The sequence below is a fragment of the Sphingomonas sp. J344 genome (assembly GCF_024700005.1).
Classification (GTDB): Bacteria; Pseudomonadota; Alphaproteobacteria; order Sphingomonadales; family Sphingomonadaceae; genus Sphingomonas.
Genome location: NZ_JAJONB010000002.1, coordinates 423,986 through 446,090, shown reverse-complemented (window position 1 = coordinate 446,090; position 22,105 = coordinate 423,986). Strand labels below are relative to the sequence as shown.

Sequence of the window (22,105 nt, the reverse complement as noted above, 5' to 3'; positions counted from 1 at the left end):
GGGAGCTATTGGTCAGCAGCCGCGCTCACCAGCCACCCGTTCGACCGCGCCCAGCTGGCGAACAAGCGGGGCCATGCTGCGACCGGCTCGCCGGGCTTGCCCAGCCCCCCAGCTATGCCCGCCGCGCTGGAACAAATGCATCTCGACCGGGCGCTTTGCCGCATGCATCGCCGCCGCGAGCCTCAGGCTGTGCGCGACATCGGCGGTTGGGTCGTCATAGGCATGGGCGAGGAAGATCGGCGGGGTCGTGCCAGTCACCTGCGCCTCGACCGAGAAGGCATTGCGCCAATCGGGCAGCTTGCTGACATAGCGCGCGGTCCGCGTCGTATCGATCGGCGCGCGCATCGAGATCACCGGATAGATCAGCCCGGCAAAGTCCGGCACGGCGCTGACAGTGTCCACCGCGTCGATCGCGGGGTAGAAATCATGCGCCCCGCGCGTCGCCAGCGTCCCCGCGAGATGCCCGCCCGCCGAGAAGCCGATGACGCCGATCCGCTTGGGGTCGATTCCCAGCGTTTTCCAGTTGCCGCGCAGCAGTCGCATGGCGCGCTGCCCGTCCTGGAAAGGCACCTCGGAGGCCCACCCGTCACCCGGGAGGCGGTAATAGAGCACGAAGGCGGTCACCCCGCGCTTCGCCAGCCACTCGGCCGTCGGCATTGCCGCACTGCCGATCTGGATGCGGAAATAGCCGCCGCCGCCGATCACCAGCACCGCCGCCCCGTTGGGCTTTTTCGGCCGCACCACCACCATGCGCGGGACGGTGACATTGGAGACCGCGCCGGTCGCAGCGCCCTCATTGCCGGTCTTTTTCCGGCCCCGCAGCGGTCCCACCGCCCGGCATCGCGCCCGGCCACAGCGTGATGACCTCACTCTGCGCCGCAGCCGGAACCGCGACGCAGAGCAGGGCAAGCGCGACGATCCAGCGCATCAGAACCGCTTGCCGATCGATGCGTAGAGATAGCGGCCATAGGGAACGTAGAGCGATCCCAGATAGCCATCAGCGACGATCGGCGGATCGGTGTCGAACACGTTACGTGCGCCGATGCGGAACCGGGTGTCCTCCAACGGTCCCTTGCGGATGCGATACTGGGCGTAGAGATTGAAGAACGCCTTGCCCTCGACCTTGTACGGGTTGCCGTTGGTGTCGAGGAAGTTGGTATCGTACACCGTGCCGATATAATTGCCGAACGCGCCGATCTGGAACCCCTGGTGGCTCCAGGTGAGCGATCCGGTGACGCGCCACTTCGGGCGCCCGCGCTGCTCGATCAGGTCGCTGGCGTCGGTCAGCGGAGTGGCGGCGTTGATCTGTCCCGCCGCGCGCGCGTCGAACAGCGCCTGCACCGCCGGCGGCGTCTCACGCGAGAACTTCGTCAGGCGCGCCGCGTTGAACGCCACATCGAACCGCCCGATATCGGTGCGGACATTGTAGAGTACGGCGAGATCGACGCCCTGCACCGTCTGGGGCAGCAAATTGACGAACTGGTCATTGATCCGCGTGACCGCACCTGCGGCGGGCAGATTGGTGCCCGCGAACACCGGTGTGTCATCGGCGGTGGGTGCGGCGCGGATCACGTTCGGGTTGCTCGACCCCTGCAGCCGCAGCAAATAGTCGAGCACCAGCGCGTTCTGTGCGCCGAACTGGCCGACGATCCCGGTCTGCTGGATCGACCAGAAATCCGCGGTCAGCGTCAGGCGGCCGAGATGGCTGGGGATGAACTTGGGCTCGATGACTGTGCCGACCGTCCAGTTGGTGCTCTCCTCCGGCTTCAGATCCGGGTTGCCGCTGATGAAGATCGCATAGCTGATCCCCCGGCTGCACGCCGAATAGGTGGCGATCCGTCCGGCGCGCAGATCGGCTTCGCAGCGATAATAATCGGTGTTCGAGTTGAGCCGCGAGTAGGCGACGGTCTTGGTCTGCTCCAGGTTCGGTGCGCGGAAGCCCTGCGACCACGAACCGCGCAGCCGGAGTCCGTCGACGATATCCCACGCGGCCGCGACCTTGGGCTTTGCCACCGATCCAAAGTCCGAATATTCCTCGGCCCGTCCTGCGATCTGCAGGTCGAGACGGTGGACCAGCGGTACGTCCATCTCCGGCGATACCAGCGGCACGGCGAGTTCGGCATAGGCGGACAGCACGGTCCGGCTGCCGAACACCGAAGGGGTCGGGCTGACCGCGGCGACGTTGGACAGGTTGGTTTCGCCGGTCACCATGTCGGTGAAGGTGATCTGGCCGTTGAGATTCGGATCGCGAATATCCCGCTGCGTCTCGCGCCGCCCTTCGACGCCGAACGCGATGCCGACGCCGCCGCCGGGCAGGTCGAACAGGCTGGAGTTTGACAGCTTGAAATCGCCGAGCAGCAGGGTCGTCTTGGACTTTCGGACGAGGTTGAAGCTGATCGCGTCGATCGTCGCCGCGCTGGCGGGCGAACAGTCGCCGAGCGAGGGCGTGGCCGAGCAGCCGCCGCTGAACGGGTTGTAGGCATCCGGGGTCGACAGCGCGAGGTTGCGCTGAAGCGCGGTCATGTCGATCGCGTTCGAACTGTCGCGCGCCTGCGCCTCCGAATAGAGGATGCCGGTGTCGTAATCGAACGTCCCGATCTTGCCGCGCGCTCCCAACAGGAAGCGCGACTGCCAATTCTCGACCTCGACCAGCTGATTGCCCGCATCGACGAAACGATAGGTTGTGAGGCGCACGGGCAGGCCCGCGGCGGGCACGTTGGTCAGGCCGGGAATGCGGTTCGGGTTGGCCTGTCCATTGGCGAAGGTCACCGGGCCGAACGGGTTCCAGTAATTGCTTGCCGGAATCACGATCGCGTTGAGGTTGATCGTCGGCGGCTGAATGCGCTGCGTGTCGGCGAGGTAATAGCCGAGTTCGGTATAGAGCTCGACTGCATCGCTCACCTCGTACCGCCCGGTGAAGAAGGCGTTGTAGCGGTTGAATGACGGGGTGACGGTGGTGCCGGGGCGGGTGTCGAACCGCTCGTTGCGCAGCGTCGTTGCAGTCGCGCGGGTGCCGGTGCCGAAGCAGACATCGGTGTTGACCGTGACCGCGCAACCGGGGTTGAGCGACGACTGGGTGTGGAACGCGCCCGCCGAGGAGGTCAGCGCCTGGTTGCCCGGGCTGCGCCGGATCGTGCCGGGGCCGCCGACCACCGCCAGGTTCGCCCACGGGCTCTGCGTGGCGCGTCCGTCTGCGGCGAGGTTGCCGGCATAGGCGGGATCGTTGGCGAAGAAGGACAGGAGATTGTCGGTTGCGGTATAAGGCTGGTCCTCGGCCAGCTGCGCGGTGCGGCGGACATAGTTGACGAAAAGCGAGAAATTCCCGCGCCCTTCGTCGAACGTCTTGCCGATCAGGCCGGTGCCCTCGAACTCCTTTCGGTGCGTCCCCTCGGCATAGCCATAGCGCAGGTTCAACTCGCCGCCGTCATAGTCACCCCGCGTCACGGTGTTGACCACGCCCGCGACCGCGTCCGCGCCATAAATCGCCGCCGCACCGTCGCGCAAAATCTCAAGCCGTTCGATCCCCGCGACGGGGAGCGCGTTCGAGTTGTAGCCGAGCACGGGCACGTTGCCGTCACCGGCCTGGCTGGTCGGGTGGCTGACCATGCGGCGGCCGTTGAGCAGAACCAGCGTGTTGCCCACGCCGAGATTGCGCAGGTTGATCGAATTGACGTCGCCGCGCGCGGCGTTGCTGGTCTGCGGGTTGTTGGCTTCGTTGAAGGTCACGTCGCCCGCCTGGGGGATCGACCGGATCAGGTCGTCGCCCGACAGCGCGCCGGTCGCGTCGATCTGCGCGCGGTCGATAACGGAGACGGGGAGGGCGGTGGTGATGTCCTTGCCCTTGATCTGGGAGCCGACGACGACAACCTCCTGCGCGGGCGCGGCTTCCTCGCTTGCCGGATCGGCGGGGAGTGCGTCCTGTGCGTGTGCGGGCAGTGCGATCGCCAGCGCGGCAAGTGCGGAGCCGGTAGCCAGCATGCGGAGCCTGTTGCGGTCGGTCATTGTCTTCTCTCCCTGTCCTGAGAAGGCGGCTTCGACGTCCGCCATTCCCCTTGTCTTCGATCAGTCCGGATCGGTTTCAGCGGCCGGCCATGCCGGTCCCGAGGGAGCATGGCCCGACAGCGCGCGGTCGAGCGCATCCTTGTCCAGGGCATTGTCCCAGCGCGCGACGACGACCGTCGCGACCGAGTTGCCGATGAAATTGGTGAGGCTGCGGCACTCGCTCATGAAGCGATCGATGCCCAGGATCAGTGCCATGCCAGCGACCGGAACCGACGGCACGATCGACAGCGTCGCGGCGAGCGTGATGAACCCCGCACCGGTCACACCAGCCGCGCCCTTGGACGAGATCATCGCGATCAGCAGCAGCGCGATCTGATCGCCCAGCGTCAGATCGACATTGCATGCCTGCGCGATGAACAACGCCGCCAGCGTCATGTAGATGTTAGTGCCGTCGAGGTTGAACGAATAGCCGGTCGGTACGACCAGCCCGACGACGGACTTTTCGCAACCGGCGCGCTCCATCTTGTCCATGAGGCTCGGCAGCGCGCTTTCGGACGATGAGGTACCGAGCACCAGCAACAGCTCGGCCTTGAGATAGCGAATCAGCTTGAAGATCGAGAATCCGGCGAGCCTCGCGACGATGCCCAGCACGACGACCACGAAGATCAGCGAAGTGAGGTAGAAGGTCGCGACCAGACCGGCGAGATTGGCAAGCGATTCGATGCCGTATTTGCCGATCGTAAAGGCCATCGCGCCGAATGCGCCGATCGGTGCCGCCCGCATCAGGATCCCGACCAGCTTGAATACCACCAGCCCGATCCGCTCGAGCATGTCACGCACTGGTGCTGCAGGTTCGCCGACCATCGACAGCGAAATTCCGAACAGGATTGCGACGAGCAGCACCGGGAGCAGCTGATCACCGGTCAGCGCCGACACCAGGGTCGTCGGGATGATCGCCATCAGAAATTCGATGATGCCGCTTTCATGCGCTTTGGCGACATAGCCTTCGACCGCCCCGGTATTCAGTGTGGCCGGATCGACATTCATGCCAGCGCCAGGCTGGACCGTGTTGGCGACGACGAGCCCAACGACCAGCGCCAGCGTCGAGAAGAACAGGAAATAGGCGAACGCCTTGCCCGCGACCCGACCGACCGAACGCAACTCGGTCATCCCGGCGATGCCCGTGACCAGCGTAAGAAAGATCACCGGCGCGATGATCATCTTGACCAGCTTGATGAAGGCATCGCCCAGCGGCTTGAGCGCTTCGCCAACGCCCGGCCAGAAGAAGCCGATTGCGACGCCTGCCGCGATCGCGATCAGCACCTGGACATAGAGCTGGGTGTACCAGCGCCCGGGCTTTGCGGGTTCCGCCGCGTAATCGAGTGCAACCGCCATCAACCATCCCCTCATGCGTGCCTTGATTGGCCCGTCTGGCTATAGTTGCTGCGAGTATGGTGGGGACAGGGGGGGATGGTGAAGCGTGGCATGATATCGCGCTAAAACAGATAGTTATGGCAATTGAGAGGGTCTCCTGCCTGAAAAAATGTGCGAATTTCCGCGCATTGATTTCTATCATTGTGTGATATCTCGCCCGCATGGAGATAGGGACGACTCGCCTTCCGCGCCGCCTGGCGCTCGTCGCGGCAATTGGATTGGCGCTGGTCGCGCTGGTCGGGTTCGGCGCGTCGCGCTGGGCACGGGGGCAGGCGGTCGCGACGACCGATGCGGCGGCGGCGGAGCTGGCGCGCGCCAACGCCGGGCTGTTGACCAGCGAGCTGCAAAAGTTCCGGTTGCTTCCGCTCGTGCTCACCGAATATCCCGATGTACCCGCACTGCTCGAAGCGCCGACGGCGGCGGTCGCCGGGCGGGTCAATGCGCGGCTTGAGCTGCTCGCCGAGCGAACCGACGCGGCGGCGATCTATGTCATCGATGCACAGGGCAAGACCGTCGCGGCGAGCAACCATCGCCTGCCGACCAGCTTTGTCGGCCAGAACTACGGATTTCGTCCCTATTTCCGTGACGCCATGCGCGACGGCAGCGCCGAGCTCTTCGCGCTCGGAACCGTCAGCGGGGTGCCGGGCCTGTATCTTGCCCAGCGGATCGGTAGCGCGGCGCGCCCGTTGGGCGTCGTCGTGGTCAAGATCGAGTTCGAGCGCGTCCAGTCCGCCTGGGCGGGGCAGCAGGGGGCGACAATCGTCACCGACCGGCACGGAGTAGTGATCGTCACCGGTCGCCCCGACTGGCGTTTCCGCACCCTCGCGCCGCTCTCCTCCGCCAGTCGTCAGGCGATCCGCACCACCCGCCAATATGGCAGCCTTCCGCTCGACCCGCTGCCGTTGACCATCGATGGCGCGGATGTGGGCGAAGGCGACGCGGCAGGGGATCGTCGCGTTGCGTCGGTCGCCGCTCCCCTGTCCGGTGCGCGGCTCCATGTCCTGATGCCGCTCCGCCCCGCGCTCGTCAGTGCCAACGCCAATGCCCGGCTCGTCACACTCGCTGCCTTCGTATTGATCGTCGGAGCGCTGTTGCTGTTGTGGCGCGCACGTGAACGGCAACTGCTCCAGGACGCCGCCCGTGCGGCGCTTGAAACCCAGGTTGCCGAGCGTACCGCCGAACTGCGCGACACCAACCGTCAGCTTGAGGCCGAAAGCGCCGAACGCGCGCGCGCGGACCAGCGCTACCGCGCCGCGCGGGAGGAGTTGGCGCAGGCCAGCCGCCTCGGCTCGCTTGGCCAGATCACCGCTGGCGTCGCGCATGAGATCAACCAGCCGGTCGCGGCGATCCGTACCTTTGCCGATAATGCGCGCCAGCTGCTCAACCGGGGCGATGCGGCTCGGGCGACCGACAATCTCGGCCGGATCAGCGCATTGACCGAGCGGATCGGCGCGATCACCGGCGAGCTGCGCAGCTTTGCGCGCAAGCGGACGCCCGAAGTCGGCGCGGTCGAGATCGGATCGGCGATCGACTCGGCCATGCTGTTGATCGGCGACCGCGTCCGCGCCGTCGGCGTTGCGCTGGATCGAACCGGGGACCCTGCGATCCGCGTCATCGCGGACCGCGTGCGGCTGGAACAAATTCTGATCAACCTTGTCCAGAACGCGCTCGATGTGCTCGCCGGGCAATCCGACCCGCGCATCTCGATCGCGGTGGAGGGGCAGGAGGACCGCGCGCGTATCGTCGTGACCGACAACGGACCTGGCGTGCTCGCAGACTTGCGCGACCAGCTTTTTACCCCCTTCGTCACCGGGCGTGAGGAGGGGCTCGGCCTCGGCCTCGCCATCTCGCGCGATATTGCCCGCGATTTCGGGGGTGAACTGACCTTGGCTGAGACGACGGAGGGCGCGCGGTTCGAGCTGACGCTGTTGCGCGCATGATTGCCGAAGCCGATCAGACCGTCTTTTTCGTCGATGACGACGCCCAGCTGCGCGAGGCGAATGTCCAGACGCTCGAACTGGCGGGGCTGCCGGTGCGGGCCTTTGCCGATGCAGCCTCGCTGCTCGCCACGATCGGTCCAGACTTTGCCGGCGTAGTCGTCAGCGACATCCGGATGCCCGGGATGGACGGGCTGCAGCTCTTCGCCCGCCTGCGCGCTCTGGATGTCGAACTGCCGGTCATCCTCATCACCGGCCATGCCGATGTGCCGATGGCGGTCGGTGCACTGCGTGACGGCGCGTTCGATTTCCTGTCCAAGCCGTTCGCGGCAGATCACCTCGTCGCCGCCGTCCGCCGCGCGCTCGCGCATCGCCGGCTGATCCTCGACAACCGTGCACTTCGCGCCGCTGCCGCCAGCCCGCCGGACAGCCCATTGATCGGTGACAGCCCGGCAATCGTGCGGTTGCGCGAAAGCGTCGCGCAAGTCGCCCGCGCCGAGGTCGACGTGCTGATCGAGGGAGAGACCGGAACCGGCAAGGAACTCGTCGCGGCAATGCTTCACCGCGCCTCCCCCGCGCCGCGCGCACCTTTGTCGCGGTCAACTGCGCAGCGCTGCCCGAGGCGCATGCCGAGATCGAGCTGTTCGGCCACGCCGCCGACGCCGTACCGCATGGCCGGTTCGAACGTAGCGGCCGGATCGAGGCGTCGAGCCGGGGCACGTTGTTCCTCGACGATATCGACGGCATGCCGCTCGACGTCCAGCCGCGCCTCCTGCGCGTGCTGGAAGAGCGCGAGGTATTGCCGGTCGGTGCCGAGCGTCCGATCCCGCTCGACTTGCGCGTCATCGCGTCGGCGAAGCGCGATTTGATGGCGCTATCGCGGGAAGGGGCGTTTCGCAGCGACCTTTATTTCCGGCTCAACGTCGTGCGGCTGTCGATCCCGCCCTTGCGCGAACGCCGGTCTGATATCGGCCAGCTGTTTGCCGCCTTCGTCGCCGAGGCGGTGGCGCAGACCGGGCAGACGGGATTCCGCATGACCGACGCGATCCGCCGCCATTTGCTCGACCATGACTGGCCGGGCAATGTGCGCGAGCTGCGCAATTTCGCGTTCAGTGCGGTGCTTGACCTGGTCGACGGCACCGGCCCCGTCGCGGCGAGCCAGAGCCTGCCCGATCGCGTGGCGGCCTATGAGGCGATGCTGCTGCGCGAAGCGTTGCAGGCGACGCGCGGCAATGTCGTCCGCGCGATCGAACTGCTCGGCATTCCGCGCAAGACCTTTTATGACAAGATGGCTCGCGCTGGCCTGGCGGCGGCCGACTTTCGGAAGGGACGTTGAGGCTGGTACGGGCGGGGGACTTGAACCCCCACGGGCCTTGCGGCCCAACGGATTTTAAGTCCGGTGCGTCTACCATTCCGCCACGCCCGCAGGATGAGCTGGCTCTATCCGTCTCAGGTTGATGTGCCAAGCACTTAGGCCGGGCACAGCGCTCAGACGTTGAGACGGACGCGCATTTCCTTGCCGGGCTTGAAATAGGGGACGCGCTTCGCATCCACATTGACCGCTTCGCCGGTGCGCGGGTTGCGACCGGTGCGGGCATCACGGGCGCGGGTGGAGAAGGCGCCGAAGCCGCGCAACTCGACTCGACCGTCCTCAACCAGACGTGTGGTGATTTCTTCGAAGAAGATATCGACGATCCGCTCGATCTCCCGCGCCGACAGGTCGGGATTGTCCGCGCCGAGCATGTGAACGAGTTCCGACCGAATCATGTGCGTCCCCAGTTTCCGCCGCGGCATGGTGCCGACCTGGCGATGTTAACATGGGTTTACGCGGGGTTTGAGCATCGCGGCAACGGAATATTGCTTGCCGCGACGGAATTTTTGAAACAATCGTCTGAAGCCGTTGAAAAGACAGGAAACGGGCGGGCGTCGAAACGCCCGCCCGCTGCCCGATCACTTCTTCTCTTCGCGCGCCTTGAGCGCTTCGCCGAGAATGTCGCCCAGCGACGCGCCCGAATCGGACGAGCCATACTGCGCCACCGCCTGCTTCTCTTCGGCGATCTGCATCGCCTTGACCGAGAAGGTCGGCTTCTTCGAACGGTCGAGGCCGGTGACCATCGCGTCGAACTTCTGGCCGACCTGGAAGCGCTCCGGACGCTGCTCGTCGCGGTCGCGGCCAAGGTCGGTGCGCTTGATGAAGCCGGTCACGCCATCGTCGCCCACCTGGACTTCGAGACCCGCGTCGCGGACTTCGAGCACGGTCACGGTGACCACCTCGTTCTTGTTGACGCGCGAACCTGCGCCGCCTGCTGCCGGGGTCGGCACGCCACCGCGCTCAAGCTGCTTCATGCCGAGGCTGATGCGTTCCTTGTCCGGCTCGACCGCCAGGACGACGGCCTTGACCATCTCGCCCTTGCGATGCAGCGCCAGCGCGTCCTCGCCCGAAATGCCCCACGCGATGTCCGACATGTGCACCATGCCGTCGACGTCGTTGTCCAGGCCGATGAACAGGCCGAATTCGGTGGCGTTCTTGACTTCGCCCTCGACTTCGGTGCCGACCGGGTGCGCAGCCGCAAAGGCTTCCCACGGATTCTGCTGGGCCTGCTTGAGGCCAAGGCTGATGCGGCGCTTGTCCTGATCGACCTCGAGCACCATCACATCGACTTCCTGGCTGGTCGACACGATCTTGCCCGGATGGACGTTCTTCTTGGTCCAGCTCATCTCCGACACGTGGACAAGACCCTCGATACCGGCTTCCAGCTCGACGAAGGCGCCATATTCGGTGATGTTGGTCACGCGACCGGTCAGCTTCGCGCCGACCGGATACTTCGAACCGGCACCATCCCAAGGATCGCTCTCAAGCTGCTTCATGCCGAGCGAGATACGCTGGGTGTCGCGGTTGATGCGGATGATCTGAACCTTGACGGTGTCGCCGATGTTCAGGACTTCCGACGGGTGGTTGACGCGCTTGTAGCTGAGGTCGGTGACGTGCAGCAGGCCGTCGATGCCGCCCAGGTCGACGAACGCACCGTAATCGGTGATGTTCTTGACGACGCCGTCGATCACCTGACCCTCGGCGAGGCTCAGGATCAGGCCCGAACGCTGCTCGGCGCGGTTCTCTTCGAGGACGGCGCGACGCGACACGACGATGTTGCCGCGCTTGCGGTCCATCTTCAGGATCTGGAAGGGCTGCGGCAGGTCCATCAGCGGCTGAACGTCGCGGACCGGACGGATATCGACCTGCGAACCCGGCAGGAACGCCACGGCGCCCGACAGGTCGACAGTGAAGCCGCCCTTGACGCGGCCGAAGATCACGCCCTCGACGCGGTTGCCCTGGCTGAATTCGAGCTCCAGCGTGTCCCATGCGGCTTCGCGGCGGGCGCGGTCGCGGCTGAGCATCGCTTCGCCGTTCGCATTCTCGACGCGGTCGACATAGACCTGGACTTCGTCGCCGACCTTCAGGTCGGCCTTCTGGCCCGGCGCTGCGAATTCGCGCAGCGGCACGCGGCCTTCGCTCTTGAGGCCCACGTCGATGACGGCGAGATCGTTTTCGATGCCGGTGACGGTGCCGATGACAACGCGGCCTTCAAAGCTTTCTGCGCCGCCGAGCGTCTGGTCGAGAAGCGCGGCGAAATCGTCGCGCGTGGGGTTTGCCGTAGAGGCCATAAAGGGTTCAGTCCTAACTATCGTTTTTCCGGCCGGCTGGTTGGATCCAGCGGTCTTTTAGGCCGAAATGCCGCGGCGGCCGAATGCCGGTCGCGGCATTCCGCAAACAGCCAAGGGGAGGGAGGAAACCGCTCTTTCCGAAAAAGCGAAAACGGCGCGTAGGCGTCAACGCCCCGCGCTTCCCTCCACAAGCACCGCTCGCAGAACGGGCGCGCCATAGACGGCGATTGCCCGAAAGGCAAGGAAATCTGGCAATTGCGCCCCGCACCCCGCTTACCGTTTGTTTACCACGCGTCGTCATGGTGCGGACCCAATACAACCTGTGGGGGAGAGGGCGTATGGTAACGGTAACAGTACCGGCCGCAGACGTGCAGGGGCGTGTCGTGGCATCCATTCCGGGGCAATATGAAATCGTCCGCGACGATCGTCTGGGCCTGATCCGGATCAGCTGCACCGGCCTGCGCCTTGGCGAAGAGGTCGATCGTTACCTCGCCGTGCTTGGGCCGATCGTCAACGACGTGCGCGCCTGCCATGGCCGCGTGCGCGTCCTTGCCGACCTGCGCAACGCGCCGGTCCGGACGCAGGAGGCGGCAGACCGGATGCGCGCGGGCAATCTGCGGCTCTATCGCGCCGGCGACCGCATCGCCTTGATCGTCGAGTCCAGCCTGCTCAAGATGCAGCTGCGGCGGACTTTGGTCGAGTATCAGAACATCTTCGTGTCGCCGAATGCGGCCGAGACCTGGGTTACGGCTGACGTCTGACCGGATGCCCGCCGTCCCCTGAAAGAGGGGGATCGGGGACGGCGAGCAAAATGATCAGGCGCTTATGCGCTCCACGCCTGGAAGGGCAGGTCGAGATCGTCGGCAACCGCCTTGAACGCGATCTTGCCCTGATAGACGTTGAGGCCGTTCGCGAGATGCGGATCTGCGGCCATTGCCTTTTCCGCCCCCAAATTGGCGAGCTTCATCACGAACGGCAGCGTCGCGTTGTTGAGCGCGAAGGTGCTGGTGCGCGCCACCGCGCCGGGCATGTTGGCGACGCAATAATGGATCACGCCATCGACTTCATAGACCGGGTCTTCATGCGTCGTCGCATGGCTGGTCTCGAAGCATCCGCCCTGATCGATCGCGATGTCGACGAGAACGCTGCCGCGCTTCATCGTCTTGAGCATCTCGCGCGTCACCAGCTTCGGTGCCGCTGCGCCGGGAACCAGCACCGCGCCGATCACCAGATGTGCGTTGGCCACCGCCGCCGCGATCGCCGCCTTGCTGGCATAGGCGGTCTTGATCTGGCTGCCGAAATGCATGTCGAGTTCGGCGAGGCGGGTGTTGTTGATGTCATAGATGGTGACGTCGGCGCGCAGGCCGGTCGCCATCTGCGCCGCATTGATGCCCGACACGCCGCCGCCAAGGATCGCGACGCGCGCAGGAGCGACGCCGGGAACGCCGCCCAGCAGCACACCGCGTCCACCCTGTTCCTTCTCAAGGTAATGCGCGCCGACCTGAACGGACATGCGGCCCGCAACCTCGCTCATCGGCTTGAGCAGCGGCAGGCTGCGGTCGTTGGCGGTCACGGTTTCATAGGCGATGCAGGTCGCGCCGGACTTCATCAGCCCTTCGGCCTGCGGCTTGTCCGCGGCGAGGTGGAGATAGGTGAACAGCGTGTGGCGCGGTTCGAGCAATGCGATCTCGCTCGGCTGCGGCTCCTTGACCTTCACGATCATGTCGCTCTGCGCGAACACTTCGGCCGGAGTGCCGACGATCCGCGCGCCCGCCGCCATGTAATCGGCGTCGCTGAAGTCGATGCCCATGCCGGCGTTGCTCTGGACGATCACCTCATGCCCGGCGGCGCTGAGTTCGGCGACGAGCGGCGGGGTCAGGCCCACGCGATATTCGTGATTCTTGATTTCCTTGGGGACACCGACGCGCATGGACACTCTCCGAATGATTTTGTTTCGGGGTGATCGTAGCGCAGGTTGCCACCGCAAATCCCTGCAAACTCATGCGCTGTTCAACGGCTTCATGCACGTTTATGACGTGGGAAGATCTTCAGCGGGAATTTTGTGCAAGATGGATCGAATCGACGGAGCAATCCTGAAACTGCTCGCACAAAACGCCCGCGCGCCGGTGAATCAGATCGCGGGCGAGGTCGGCCTGTCCCCCTCGGCCTGCACCCGCCGCATTCAGGCGCTGGAAGCATCGGGGCATATTCAGGGCTATGCAGCACGGCTCGGGTTGCGGCGGCTGGGCTATAGTGTGACAGCCTTTGTCGACATTACGCTGGGGACCGAAGTCGACGAGGACCTCGCCCGGTTCGAGGCTGCGGTTGGCCAGATCGACGGGATCGTCGAATGCGCGCTGGTGTCGGGCGGCTATGACTATCGGCTCAAGATACTGTGCCGTGATCTCGACGACTATGAGCGACTCCACCGCGAAAAAATGGGACGTCTGCCCGGGGTGGTGAAGATCAGCTCCAGCTTCGTCCTGCGATCGGTCCCGACGCGGAGTGAGGCGGATGCGCTGTTCGTAGGGGCGGACTAGGCGGTTGCGGGGCGTGCAGTTGCTACCCCATGCTGCACGTGCTAACCGCCCGCGCTGTTTCAACGGACAGGCATTGGTCGCATGACCCCTCGCTATCTCGCCACGGCACGCAAGTTCCTCCCGTGAGCGAGCCCAACGGTAGCCCCGAGCCGGCGGCCGACTCGACCCCCACCGACCAGCATCACACGCATGGCCGCGAGGCTGCGCTGTGGAAGCTCGCGGTCGGCGCGATCGGGATCGTGTTCGGCGATATCGGCACCAGTCCGCTCTATGCGTTCAAGGAAACCTTCGCGGGGCACCATCCCCTCGCGCTGGACCAGGAACATATCATGGGCGTCATCAGCCTGATGTTCTGGTCGATGATGGCGGTGGTGACGCTGAAATATGTCAGCATCATCATGCGCGCCGACAACAAGGGCGAGGGCGGGAGCCTCGCGCTGCTTGCGCTGATCAATCGGTCGAGCGGGCAGAAGCGCTGGACCGCAGGGATCGTGATCCTCGGCGTGTTCGCCACCGCGCTCTTCTATGGCGATTCGATGATTACGCCCGCAGTTTCGGTCCTGTCGGCGGTTGAGGGGATCGCGGTTGCCGCGCCGACCTTCTCGAACTGGATCCTGCCAATTGCGGTGGCGATCCTGGTCGCGCTCTTTTCGATTCAGCGCACCGGGACCGCGCGGGTTGGCGCGATGTTCGGGCCGATCATGCTTGGCTATTTTGCCACGATCGCGACGCTCGGCACGCTCAGCGTGATCAAGACACCCGAAGTCCTCTGGGCGCTGCTGCCGAGCTATGCAGTCCATTTCTTCGTGATTGACGGCTTTGCAGCTTTCCTTGCGCTCGGGTCGGTCGTGCTGGCCGTGACGGGCGCCGAGGCGCTCTACGCCGATATGGGACATTTCGGGCGCAAGCCGATCCGCGTGTCGTGGCTGTGGTTCGTGCTGCCCGCGCTGATGCTCAACTATATGGGGCAGGGGGCGCTGCTGATGCGCGACGCCAGCGCGCTGCAGAGTCCGTTCTATATGCTCGCGCCGGAGTATCTGCGGCTGCCGCTGGTCGGCATCGCGACGATGGCCGCGATCATCGCGTCGCAGGCGGTGATCACCGGTGCCTTTTCGGTGACTCAGCAGGGTATCCAGCTCGGCTTTATTCCGCGCCTGCGGATCAGCCATACCAGCGCGGATACCGCAGGCCAGATCTACATCCCGCTGATCAACTGGGCGTTGATGATCGCGATCATCCTGCTTGTGCTGACCTTCCAGACCTCGTCCAACCTGACCGCCGCCTATGGCATCGCGGTGACGGGCGCGATGCTGATCGACAATTTCCTGATCGCGGTCGTGCTGTTCGGGTTGTGGAAGTGGAAGAAGCGCTATGCGGTGCCGCTGCTCGCGCTCTTCTTCGTCGTCGACCTCGCCTATTTCAGCGCAAACCTGACCAAGGTGCCCGATGGTGGCTGGTTCCCGCTGCTGGCGGGTGTGGTGATCTTCACCCTGCTCACCACCTGGGCGAAGGGCCGCCGCCTGATGGTCGAGCGGATGCGTGAGGCGGCGATGCCGATCAAGGTGTTCATCCAGTCCGCCGCCAGCTCGGCGACGCGGGTGAAGGGGACGGCGGTATTCATGACCTCGACGCCGGAAGGCGTGCCGCACGCGCTGCTCCATAATTTGAAGCACAACAAGGTGTTGCACGAGCGGGTGATCCTGCTGACCGTCAAGATCGCCGACCAGCCCTATGTCGACGAAGCCGATCGCGTACATCTCGACGATCTCGGGCAGGGGTTCCACCGGATGAAGATCCTGTACGGGTTTATGCAGGAGGCCGACGTTCCGGCGGCGCTGGCCGCGTGCAGCGCGTGCGGCGGGGCGTTCAACATGATGGACACCAGCTTCTTCCTGTCGCGCCAGACGTTGCTGGCGTCGGACAATCCGGGGATGAAGCTGTGGCGCGAGAAGCTGTTCGCGTGGATGCTGCGCAACGCCGAAAGCGCGATGGAATTCTTCCGTCTGCCCACCAATCGCGTGGTCGAGCTGGGGAGCCAGGTGGAGATTTGAGGGCGTTTGTTTACGCGGCAATGCCGCGGCGGCACCAGCCCGCTCCCCCACCCCGCCACCCATATCATGCTACCGCTGGGTGGCCGGGTGGGGGAGCGGGCTGGTGCCGGAGACATCATGACTTCGGCACCTGTCATCGTGTCGGCGCTGTTCGGGCGGCAGGATCAGGCCGCGTTCGACGCGCTGCGGCGGGAGCATTTTCCGCCGTAGCGCAACGTCCTCGCGGCGCATCTGACGCTGTTCCATCACCTGCCGCCATCGGCGCTGGACGAGCTCAAGCACCGGCTCAACGCGGCGACGCGCGGCGTGCGTGCGCCGGCGGCGCGGGCGGCGGGGCTGATGTCGCTGGGGCGGGGCGTGGCGATCAGGATCGAGTCGCCCGGCCTGATCGAAATCCGGCGCGATCTGTGCGCGGCATTCGCGGGGTTGCTGACCCCACAGGACGCGGGCGGGTGGCGCCCGCATGTCACGATCCAGAACAAGGTGGCGCCGTCGATGGCAAAGCTGCGGCTTGGCGCGCTCAGCAAGGATTTCCAGCCGCGCGAGGTCGAGATCGCTGGCCTTGGCGCATACTATTATCGCGGCGGGCCATGGGAGCCGATTTCCCGCCACATGTTCGCTTGACCGGCCCGAAAACCCTGCCTATGTGCGCCGCTCTCGCCCGAAGGGGCCGCCTGGCATGGCGGAGTAGCTCAGTTGGTTAGAGCACGGGAATCATAATCCTGGGGTCGGGGGTTCAAGTCCCTCCTCCGCTACCATGCCATTATCCCCCCGCATCGCGGATTGTCTCCATCGCGACGAAGGTCGATGTGCTCGCGACATGCGGCAGGCTGGAGATGCGTTCGCCCAGCACTTCGCGATAGCGACGGATATCCGCCGTGCGGACCTTGAGCAGATAGTCGAAGCTGCTGGCGATCATGTGGCATTCCTCGACCTCGGGGATCCGCAGCACCGCCGCGCGGAACGCCTCCAGCGCATCCTCGCGCGTGTCGGACAGCTTGACCTCGGCGAAGGCGACGTGGTCGAGGCCGAGGCGCGCGGGGTCGACGATTGCGCGGAAGCCGCGGATCACACCGCTGGCGATCAGCCGCTTTACGCGCACCTGGCACGGCGTTTTTGACAGGCCGACACGGGCGGCGAGATCGGTGATCGAGATGCGGCCATCGACCCGCAAAATCTCGACGATCTTGCGGTCGAACAGGTCAAGATCGCTGTGATCGAGGATGTGAGCGCGCATTTCGCCTGCCAGATCGCCAAAATGAAGGCGAAATGCCAAGCATGGCGCGTTTCAAAAGTCCATCTGCCGCGACACTTTTTGATAGGATGCGCGGATGACCCAGCCCTTCGCCGATTTCGCTCCGCCCATTCGCCCCGCCACGCCGCTGCGCGCCGCGATCACCGCCGCCTATCGCCGCCCAGAGCCCGAATGCCTCGCCCCGCTGATCGAGGCAGCGACGCTGCCTACGGGCACCCGCGAGGCGGCCCGGGCGACCGCGACTGGGCTGATCACGGCGCTGCGCGCGAAGCACAAGGGCACCGGGGTCGAGGGGCTGGTGCAGGAATATGCACTGTCGAGCCAGGAGGGCGTCGCGCTGATGTGCCTGGCCGAAGCGCTGCTGCGCATTCCCGACGCGGCGACGCGCGACGCGCTGATCCGCGACAAGATTTCGGATGGCGACTGGAAGAGCCATGTCGGCGACGGGCGGTCGCTGTTCGTCAACGCCGCGACCTGGGGGCTGGTGGTCACGGGCAAGCTGACCGGTAGCGTCAACGATGCCGGGCTGGCGGCGGCGCTGACGCGGCTGATCGCGCGTGCGGGCGAGCCGGTGATCCGGCGCGGCGTCGACATGGCAATGCGGATGATGGGCGAGCAGTTCGTGACCGGCGAGACGATCGCCGAGGCGCTGAAGCGCGCCCGCCCGCTGGAGGCGCGCGGATTCCAGTATAGCTATGACATGCTGGGCGAAGCGGCGACGACGATGGCGGACGCCGACCGCTATTATCGCGATTACGAGAATGCGGTGAACGCGATCGGCACGGCGTCGCCGGGGCGCGGCGTGGTCGGCGGGCCGGGGATTTCGATCAAGCTGTCGGCGTTGCACCCGCGCTATGCCCGCGCACAGGCCGGGCGCGTGATGGCGGAGTTGCTGCCGCGGGTGAAGGCGCTGGCGGTGCTGGCGAAGTCCTACGACATCGGCTTCAACATCGATGCGGAGGAGGCCGACCGGCTCGAACTGTCGCTCGACCTGCTCGAAAGTTTGGCGCTGGATCCCGATCTGTCGGGCTGGGACGGGCTGGGGTTCGTGGTGCAGGCTTATGGCAAGCGCTGTCCGTTCGTGATCGACTGGATCATCGACCTCGCCCAGCGTGCCGGGCGGCGGATCATGGTGCGGCTGGTCAAGGGCGCGTACTGGGACGCGGAGATCAAGCGGGCGCAGGTCGACGGGCTGCCCGATTTCCCGGTCTATACCCGAAAGGTGCATACGGACGTCGCGTATATCGCCTGCGCGAAGAAGCTGCTCGCGGCCAAAGCCCATGTGTTCCCGCAATTCGCGACGCACAACGCGCAGTCGCTGGCGACGATCTATCACCTTGCCGGGCCGGACTTTACGATCGGCGACTATGAGTTCCAGTGCCTGCACGGCATGGGCGAGCCGCTCTATGACGAGGTGGTCGGTTCGTCGAAGCTGAACCGTCCGTGCCGCATATATGCGCCGGTGGGGACGCATGAGACTTTGCTCGCCTATCTCGTGCGCAGGCTGCTGGAGAACGGGGCGAATTCCAGCTTCGTCAACCGCATCGCCAATCCTGAAGTATCGATTGCCGAGCTGGTCACCGACCCGGTCGAGGTGGTGACCGCGATGGACGCGCCCGGAAGCAAGCACCCGATCATCGCGCTGCCCCGCGACCTTTATGGTGCTCGGACCAATTCGTCGGGGATCGACCTGTCCGATGAGACCGCGCTGGCTGCACTAGGCGATGCGTTGCGGGAGAGCGCGGACATCGGTTGGCTGGCTCAGCCTGCGAGTGGTTTGGGCAAGTCGCGTCCGGTCGCTAACCCGGCTGACGCGCTCGATATTGTTGGGACGGTGGTCGAGACGAGCGCAAAGGCCGCTGCGGACGCGGTGAAGAGCGCGCAGACCGTCGCTGCCGATTGGGCCGCTGTGCCGGTCGCCGAGCGCGCCGCCTGTCTCGACCGCGCCGCGGACATCATGGAATCGCGGATGCAGCTGCTGATGGGGCTCATCATGCGCGAGGCGGGCAAGTCCGCCCCCCAACGCGATTGCCGAGGTACGGGAGGCGGTCGATTTCCTGCGCTATTATGCGCAGCAGGCACGCGCGACGCTGGGCGTTGCCCATGCCCCGTTAGGTCCGGTGACCTGCATCAGCCCGTGGAACTTCCCGCTGGCGATCTTTATCGGCCAGGTCGCCGCCGCCTTGGTCACCGGCAACCCCGTGCTGGCCAAACCCGCAGAAGAAACTCCGCTGATCGCCGCGCAGGGCATCGCGATCCTCCACGCGGCGGGGGTTCCGGCGGACGTGGTTCAGCTGATCCCCGGCGACGGCAAGATCGGCGCGGCGCTGGTCGGTGCTGCGGGGACCCAGGGGGTGATGTTCACCGGATCGACCGAGGTCGCACAGAATCATCCAGAAGCAGCTTGCCACGCGGCTGGCCAGCGACGGCACGCCGATCCCGTTCATTGCCGAAACCGGCGGGCAGAATGCGATGATCGTCGATAGCTCCGCGCTCGCGGAGCAGGTTGTGGCGGACGTCATCGCATCGGCGTTCGACAGTGCGGGCCAGCGTTGCTCCGCGCTGCGTGTGTTGTGCCTGCAGAATGATGTCGCCGACCGGATCCTGACGATGCTGCGCGGCGCGCTGCACGAATTGTCGATCGGGCGCACCGACAGCCTGTCGACCGATATCGGCCCGGTGATCACCGCCGAGGCGCAGGGCAATATCCTCGCGCATATCGAGAAGATGCGCGCCAGGGGCCGCCGCGTCGAACAGATCGAACTGGCGGGAGAGACCGGGCAGGGGACGTTCGTGCCGCCGACGATCATCGAGATCGACGCGCTGAGCGACCTGGAGCGCGAGGTGTTCGGCCCGGTGCTGCACGTGATGCGTTACAAGCGCCGCGACCTGGACCGGGTGATCGATGCGATCAACGCTACAGGTTATGGCCTGACGTTCGGCCTCCACACGCGGCTCGACGAGACGGTCGAGCATGTCACCCAGCGGGTCGAGGCGGGTAACCTGTACATCAACCGCAACATCATCGGCGCGGTGGTGGGCGTGCAGCCATTTGGCGGGCGCGGCTTGTCGGGGACCGGGCCGAAGGCGGGCGGGCCACTCTATCTGGGGCGGCTGGTGAAGGCGCCGACGGTCCCCGCCGACCTTGCATCCGCAGCGTCCGATCCGGCGCTGCGCGATTTCGCGCTTTGGCTCGGCGATGCGGGCGAGTGCGCGCGCGAAGCGGGCGAGGCGTCGCTGCTGGGTGCTCAGGTCGAGCTGCCGGGCCCGGTGGGCGAGGCGAACCTGTACTCCATCCATCCGCGCGGGCGGGTGTTGCTGTTGCCGCAGACGCGCGCGGGGCTGATCGAACAGCTGTGCGCGGTGCTGGCGACGGGCAACCGCGCGGTGATCGGGAACATGGCCCTGCGCGTCTCGCTCGCGGGGCTTCCCGATCGTGTGGCGCAGCGGATTGACTGGGTCGCCGATTGGGGCAGTGCAGGGCCGTATGGCGGTGCGCTGATCGAGGGCGACGACGCCATCCGTTTGGCCGCGCTGGCCGACATCGCCGCGCTTTCAGGCCCGATCGTGCTGGCGCAGGCAGGAACGTCACGGCTCGACTGGCTGGTCGAGGAGGTCTCGACCTCGATCAACACCACCGCGGCGGGCGGCAATGCGAGTCTGATGGCAATGGCCTGAGGCGACCGGGCAAAAGCGCGGCTTTGGGCCACCCGAGCCGCTTTGTGTTGGCCATCGACGTAGCCGCTGCTAGCCGCACCGGAAAATACGGGAGCGGAAGATGCACTTCGATATCGTGATCGTGGGCGCGGGGCACGGCGGGGCACAGGCGGCGATCGCGCTGCGTCAGGCCAAGTTCGAGGGAACGATCGCGGTGATCGGCGACGAGCCGGAATTGCCCTACGAGCGCCCGCCGCTGTCGAAGGACTATTTCCAGGGCGAGAAGAGCTTTGACCGTATCCTGATCCGCCCGGCCGCCTTCTGGGTCGAGCGCAATGTCGAGATGCTGCTGAACCGCCGCGTCGTGTCGGTCGATCCCGCGGCGCACAGCCTGACCACTGCGGATGGTGCGACAATCGGCTATGGCCAGTTGATCTGGGCGACCGGGGGCAGCCCGCGCCGGATCGGATGTGCCGGCAACGACCTGACCGGCGTCCATACGGTCCGCATCCGCGCCGATGCCGACCGGATGTTGGCGGAGCTGGACGGCGTCGAGCAGGCAGTAGTGATCGGCGGCGGCTATATCGGACTGGAGGCGGCGGCGGTGCTTGCCAAGCTGGGCAAGAAGGTCGTGCTGCTCGAAGCGCTCGACCGGGTGCTGGCGCGCGTTGCAGGCGAACCGCTGTCGCGCTTCTTCGAGGGCGAGCATCGCGCGCATGGCGTCGATGTGCGGCTGGGCGCGGCGGTCGACTGTATCGAGGGGGAGGGCCGGGTGAGCGGCGTGCGGATGCAGGACGGTGAGGTGATCCCCGCGCAAATGGTGATCGTCGGCATCGGCATCATACCCGCCGTCGAACCGCTGATTGCGGCCGGCGCACAGGGCGGCAATGGCGTTGCGGTCGATCACCAGTGCCGCACCTCGCTGCCCGATGTCTATGCCATCGGCGACTGTGCGCTTCACGCCAACCGCTTCGCCGACGACATGCCGATCCGACTCGAATCGGTGCAGAATGCGAACGATCAGGCGACGTTGGTGGCCAAGATTATCATGGGGCAGGACCTGGCCTATGACGCGGTGCCGTGGTTCTGGTCGAACCAGTATGATCTGAAGCTGCAGACCGTCGGCCTGTCGACCGGCCATGACGCGGCGATCCTGCGCGGCGATCCGGCGAGCCGCAGCTTTTCTGTGCTCTATCTGAAAGAGGGCCGCGTGATCGCGCTCGACTGCGTCAACGCGACCAAGGACTATGTCCAGGGGCGCAAGCTGGTGATCGAACGGCTGTCACCGGACCCGGTGGCGCTTGCCGACGCAAGCGTACCGCTGAAGGAACTGGTCGGGTAAGGCGTTGGAGGCCCGAGCCGGAATCGAACCGGCGTGCAAGGATTTGCAGTCCTCTGCGTAACCACTCCGCCATCGGGCCTCGACAGCGAGGGCGCGCTCTGCGCGGCGCACGCGCAACTGTCAACCGCTGTTGCGAATTTTGCGGCGTAGCTTGCTTGGCGAAGGCGGCGGCACGCGATACAAGCGCGCGAGCAAACAAGTGTATTGCATGACTATAACAGTTA

At 65.6% G+C, this 22,105-nt stretch carries 14 protein-coding genes, 3 tRNA genes and 3 pseudogenes; 10 read left to right on the top strand and 10 right to left on the bottom strand.

The genetic code is table 11. The annotated features are described in order from the left end of the window. Nucleotides 1-12: 12 nt before the first annotated feature. The 4 genes from LRS12_RS18335 to LRS12_RS18320 are packed head-to-tail and all read right to left on the bottom strand — an operon-like array spanning nucleotide 13 to nucleotide 5,397. Nucleotides 13-831 carry an alpha/beta hydrolase gene (locus tag LRS12_RS18335; protein ID WP_257845914.1) on the bottom strand — a complete coding sequence of 273 codons (819 nt, stop codon included), beginning with the start codon at nucleotides 829-831 and terminating at the stop codon, nucleotides 13-15. Next, a complete protein-coding gene (locus LRS12_RS18330; protein ID WP_257845913.1) occupies nucleotides 794-928 on the bottom strand; it encodes a hypothetical protein in 135 nt (44 codons plus the stop codon). The genes LRS12_RS18335 and LRS12_RS18330 overlap by 38 nt, the downstream gene beginning before the upstream one ends. Next, nucleotides 928-4,002: a TonB-dependent receptor domain-containing protein gene (locus tag LRS12_RS18325; protein ID WP_257845912.1), complete on the bottom strand. Its 3,075-nt coding sequence runs from the start codon at nucleotides 4,000-4,002 to the stop codon at nucleotides 928-930. The genes LRS12_RS18330 and LRS12_RS18325 overlap by 1 nt, the downstream gene beginning before the upstream one ends. Nucleotides 4,003-4,062: 60 nt before the next feature. Next, nucleotides 4,063-5,397, bottom strand: coding sequence for a dicarboxylate/amino acid:cation symporter (locus LRS12_RS18320; RefSeq protein WP_257845911.1), 1,335 nt, complete (start codon nucleotides 5,395-5,397; stop codon nucleotides 4,063-4,065). A 200-nt stretch (nucleotides 5,398-5,597) separates the two neighbouring features. On the opposite strand from LRS12_RS18320, the gene LRS12_RS18315 reads away from it, so the two are divergent. From LRS12_RS18315 to LRS12_RS20475, 3 genes and pseudogenes are all read left to right on the top strand, one after another. Beyond that, complete coding sequence (locus LRS12_RS18315; RefSeq protein WP_257845910.1) at nucleotides 5,598-7,376, top strand: ATP-binding protein; 1,779 nt, start codon at nucleotides 5,598-5,600, stop codon at nucleotides 7,374-7,376. Further along, nucleotides 7,373-8,407, top strand: a pseudogene (locus tag LRS12_RS20480) (sigma-54-dependent transcriptional regulator); the annotation flags it as partial. The gene LRS12_RS18315 and the pseudogene LRS12_RS20480, both read left to right, overlap by 4 nt. Before the next feature lie 161 nt (nucleotides 8,408-8,568). Then, nucleotides 8,569-8,709, top strand: a complete 141-nt coding sequence (locus LRS12_RS20475) for a helix-turn-helix domain-containing protein (protein ID WP_374581700.1) — start codon at nucleotides 8,569-8,571, stop codon at nucleotides 8,707-8,709. A gap of 3 nt (nucleotides 8,710-8,712) precedes the next feature. Here the strand turns inward: LRS12_RS20475 and LRS12_RS18305 are convergent. From LRS12_RS18305 to rpsA, 3 genes are all read right to left on the bottom strand, one after another. Continuing rightward, a tRNA-Leu gene (locus LRS12_RS18305) sits at nucleotides 8,713-8,799 on the bottom strand. Nucleotides 8,800-8,861: 62 nt separating this feature from the next. Then, nucleotides 8,862-9,140, bottom strand: a complete 279-nt coding sequence (locus LRS12_RS18300) for an integration host factor subunit beta (protein ID WP_257845909.1) — start codon at nucleotides 9,138-9,140, stop codon at nucleotides 8,862-8,864. A gap of 183 nt (nucleotides 9,141-9,323) precedes the next feature. Next, nucleotides 9,324-11,036, bottom strand: a complete 1,713-nt coding sequence (gene rpsA / locus LRS12_RS18295) for a 30S ribosomal protein S1 (RefSeq protein ID WP_257845908.1) — start codon at nucleotides 11,034-11,036, stop codon at nucleotides 9,324-9,326. Nucleotides 11,037-11,419: 383 nt separating this feature from the next. On the opposite strand from rpsA, the gene LRS12_RS18290 reads away from it, so the two are divergent. Next, entirely contained in the window at nucleotides 11,420-11,797 is a 378-nt protein-coding gene (locus tag LRS12_RS18290; protein ID WP_257845907.1) for an STAS/SEC14 domain-containing protein, read from the top strand. Between the two features lie 62 nt (nucleotides 11,798-11,859). Here LRS12_RS18290 and ald read toward each other — a convergent pair whose 3' ends face one another. Next, a complete protein-coding gene (ald, locus tag LRS12_RS18285; protein ID WP_257845906.1) occupies nucleotides 11,860-12,966 on the bottom strand; it encodes an alanine dehydrogenase in 1,107 nt (368 codons plus the stop codon). A gap of 91 nt (nucleotides 12,967-13,057) precedes the next feature. Between ald and LRS12_RS18280 the strand changes: the two genes are divergently transcribed. The 4 genes and pseudogenes from LRS12_RS18280 to LRS12_RS18265 all read left to right on the top strand — a co-directional run bounded on the left by LRS12_RS18280 (nucleotide 13,058) and on the right by LRS12_RS18265 (nucleotide 16,385). Next, on the top strand, nucleotides 13,058-13,576 hold the full coding sequence (locus LRS12_RS18280; protein ID WP_257846192.1) for an Lrp/AsnC family transcriptional regulator: 519 nt from the start codon (nucleotides 13,058-13,060) through the stop codon (nucleotides 13,574-13,576). Between the two features lie 122 nt (nucleotides 13,577-13,698). Beyond that, nucleotides 13,699-15,627, top strand: a complete 1,929-nt coding sequence (locus tag LRS12_RS18275) for a potassium transporter Kup (protein ID WP_374581554.1) — start codon at nucleotides 13,699-13,701, stop codon at nucleotides 15,625-15,627. 117 nt (nucleotides 15,628-15,744) lie between these two features. Continuing rightward, nucleotides 15,745-16,251: pseudogene (locus tag LRS12_RS18270) on the top strand (2'-5' RNA ligase family protein). A gap of 57 nt (nucleotides 16,252-16,308) precedes the next feature. Next, nucleotides 16,309-16,385 (top strand) — tRNA-Met (locus LRS12_RS18265). A 5-nt stretch (nucleotides 16,386-16,390) separates the two neighbouring features. On the opposite strand, the gene LRS12_RS18260 is transcribed toward LRS12_RS18265, so the two are convergent. Next, nucleotides 16,391-16,864: an Lrp/AsnC family transcriptional regulator gene (locus LRS12_RS18260; protein ID WP_257845905.1), complete on the bottom strand. Its 474-nt coding sequence runs from the start codon at nucleotides 16,862-16,864 to the stop codon at nucleotides 16,391-16,393. A gap of 94 nt (nucleotides 16,865-16,958) precedes the next feature. Here LRS12_RS18260 and putA point away from each other — a divergent pair. Together putA and LRS12_RS18250 are read left to right on the top strand one after the other, a co-directional pair. Beyond that, nucleotides 16,959-20,560, top strand: a pseudogene (gene putA, locus LRS12_RS18255) (trifunctional transcriptional regulator/proline dehydrogenase/L-glutamate gamma-semialdehyde dehydrogenase). A gap of 100 nt (nucleotides 20,561-20,660) precedes the next feature. After that, on the top strand, nucleotides 20,661-21,881 hold the full coding sequence (locus LRS12_RS18250) for an NAD(P)/FAD-dependent oxidoreductase (protein ID WP_257845904.1): 1,221 nt from the start codon (nucleotides 20,661-20,663) through the stop codon (nucleotides 21,879-21,881). Between the two features lie 5 nt (nucleotides 21,882-21,886). Here LRS12_RS18250 and LRS12_RS18245 read toward each other — a convergent pair. Beyond that, a tRNA-Cys gene (locus LRS12_RS18245) sits at nucleotides 21,887-21,960 on the bottom strand. Between the last annotated feature and the right edge of the window lie 145 nt (nucleotides 21,961-22,105).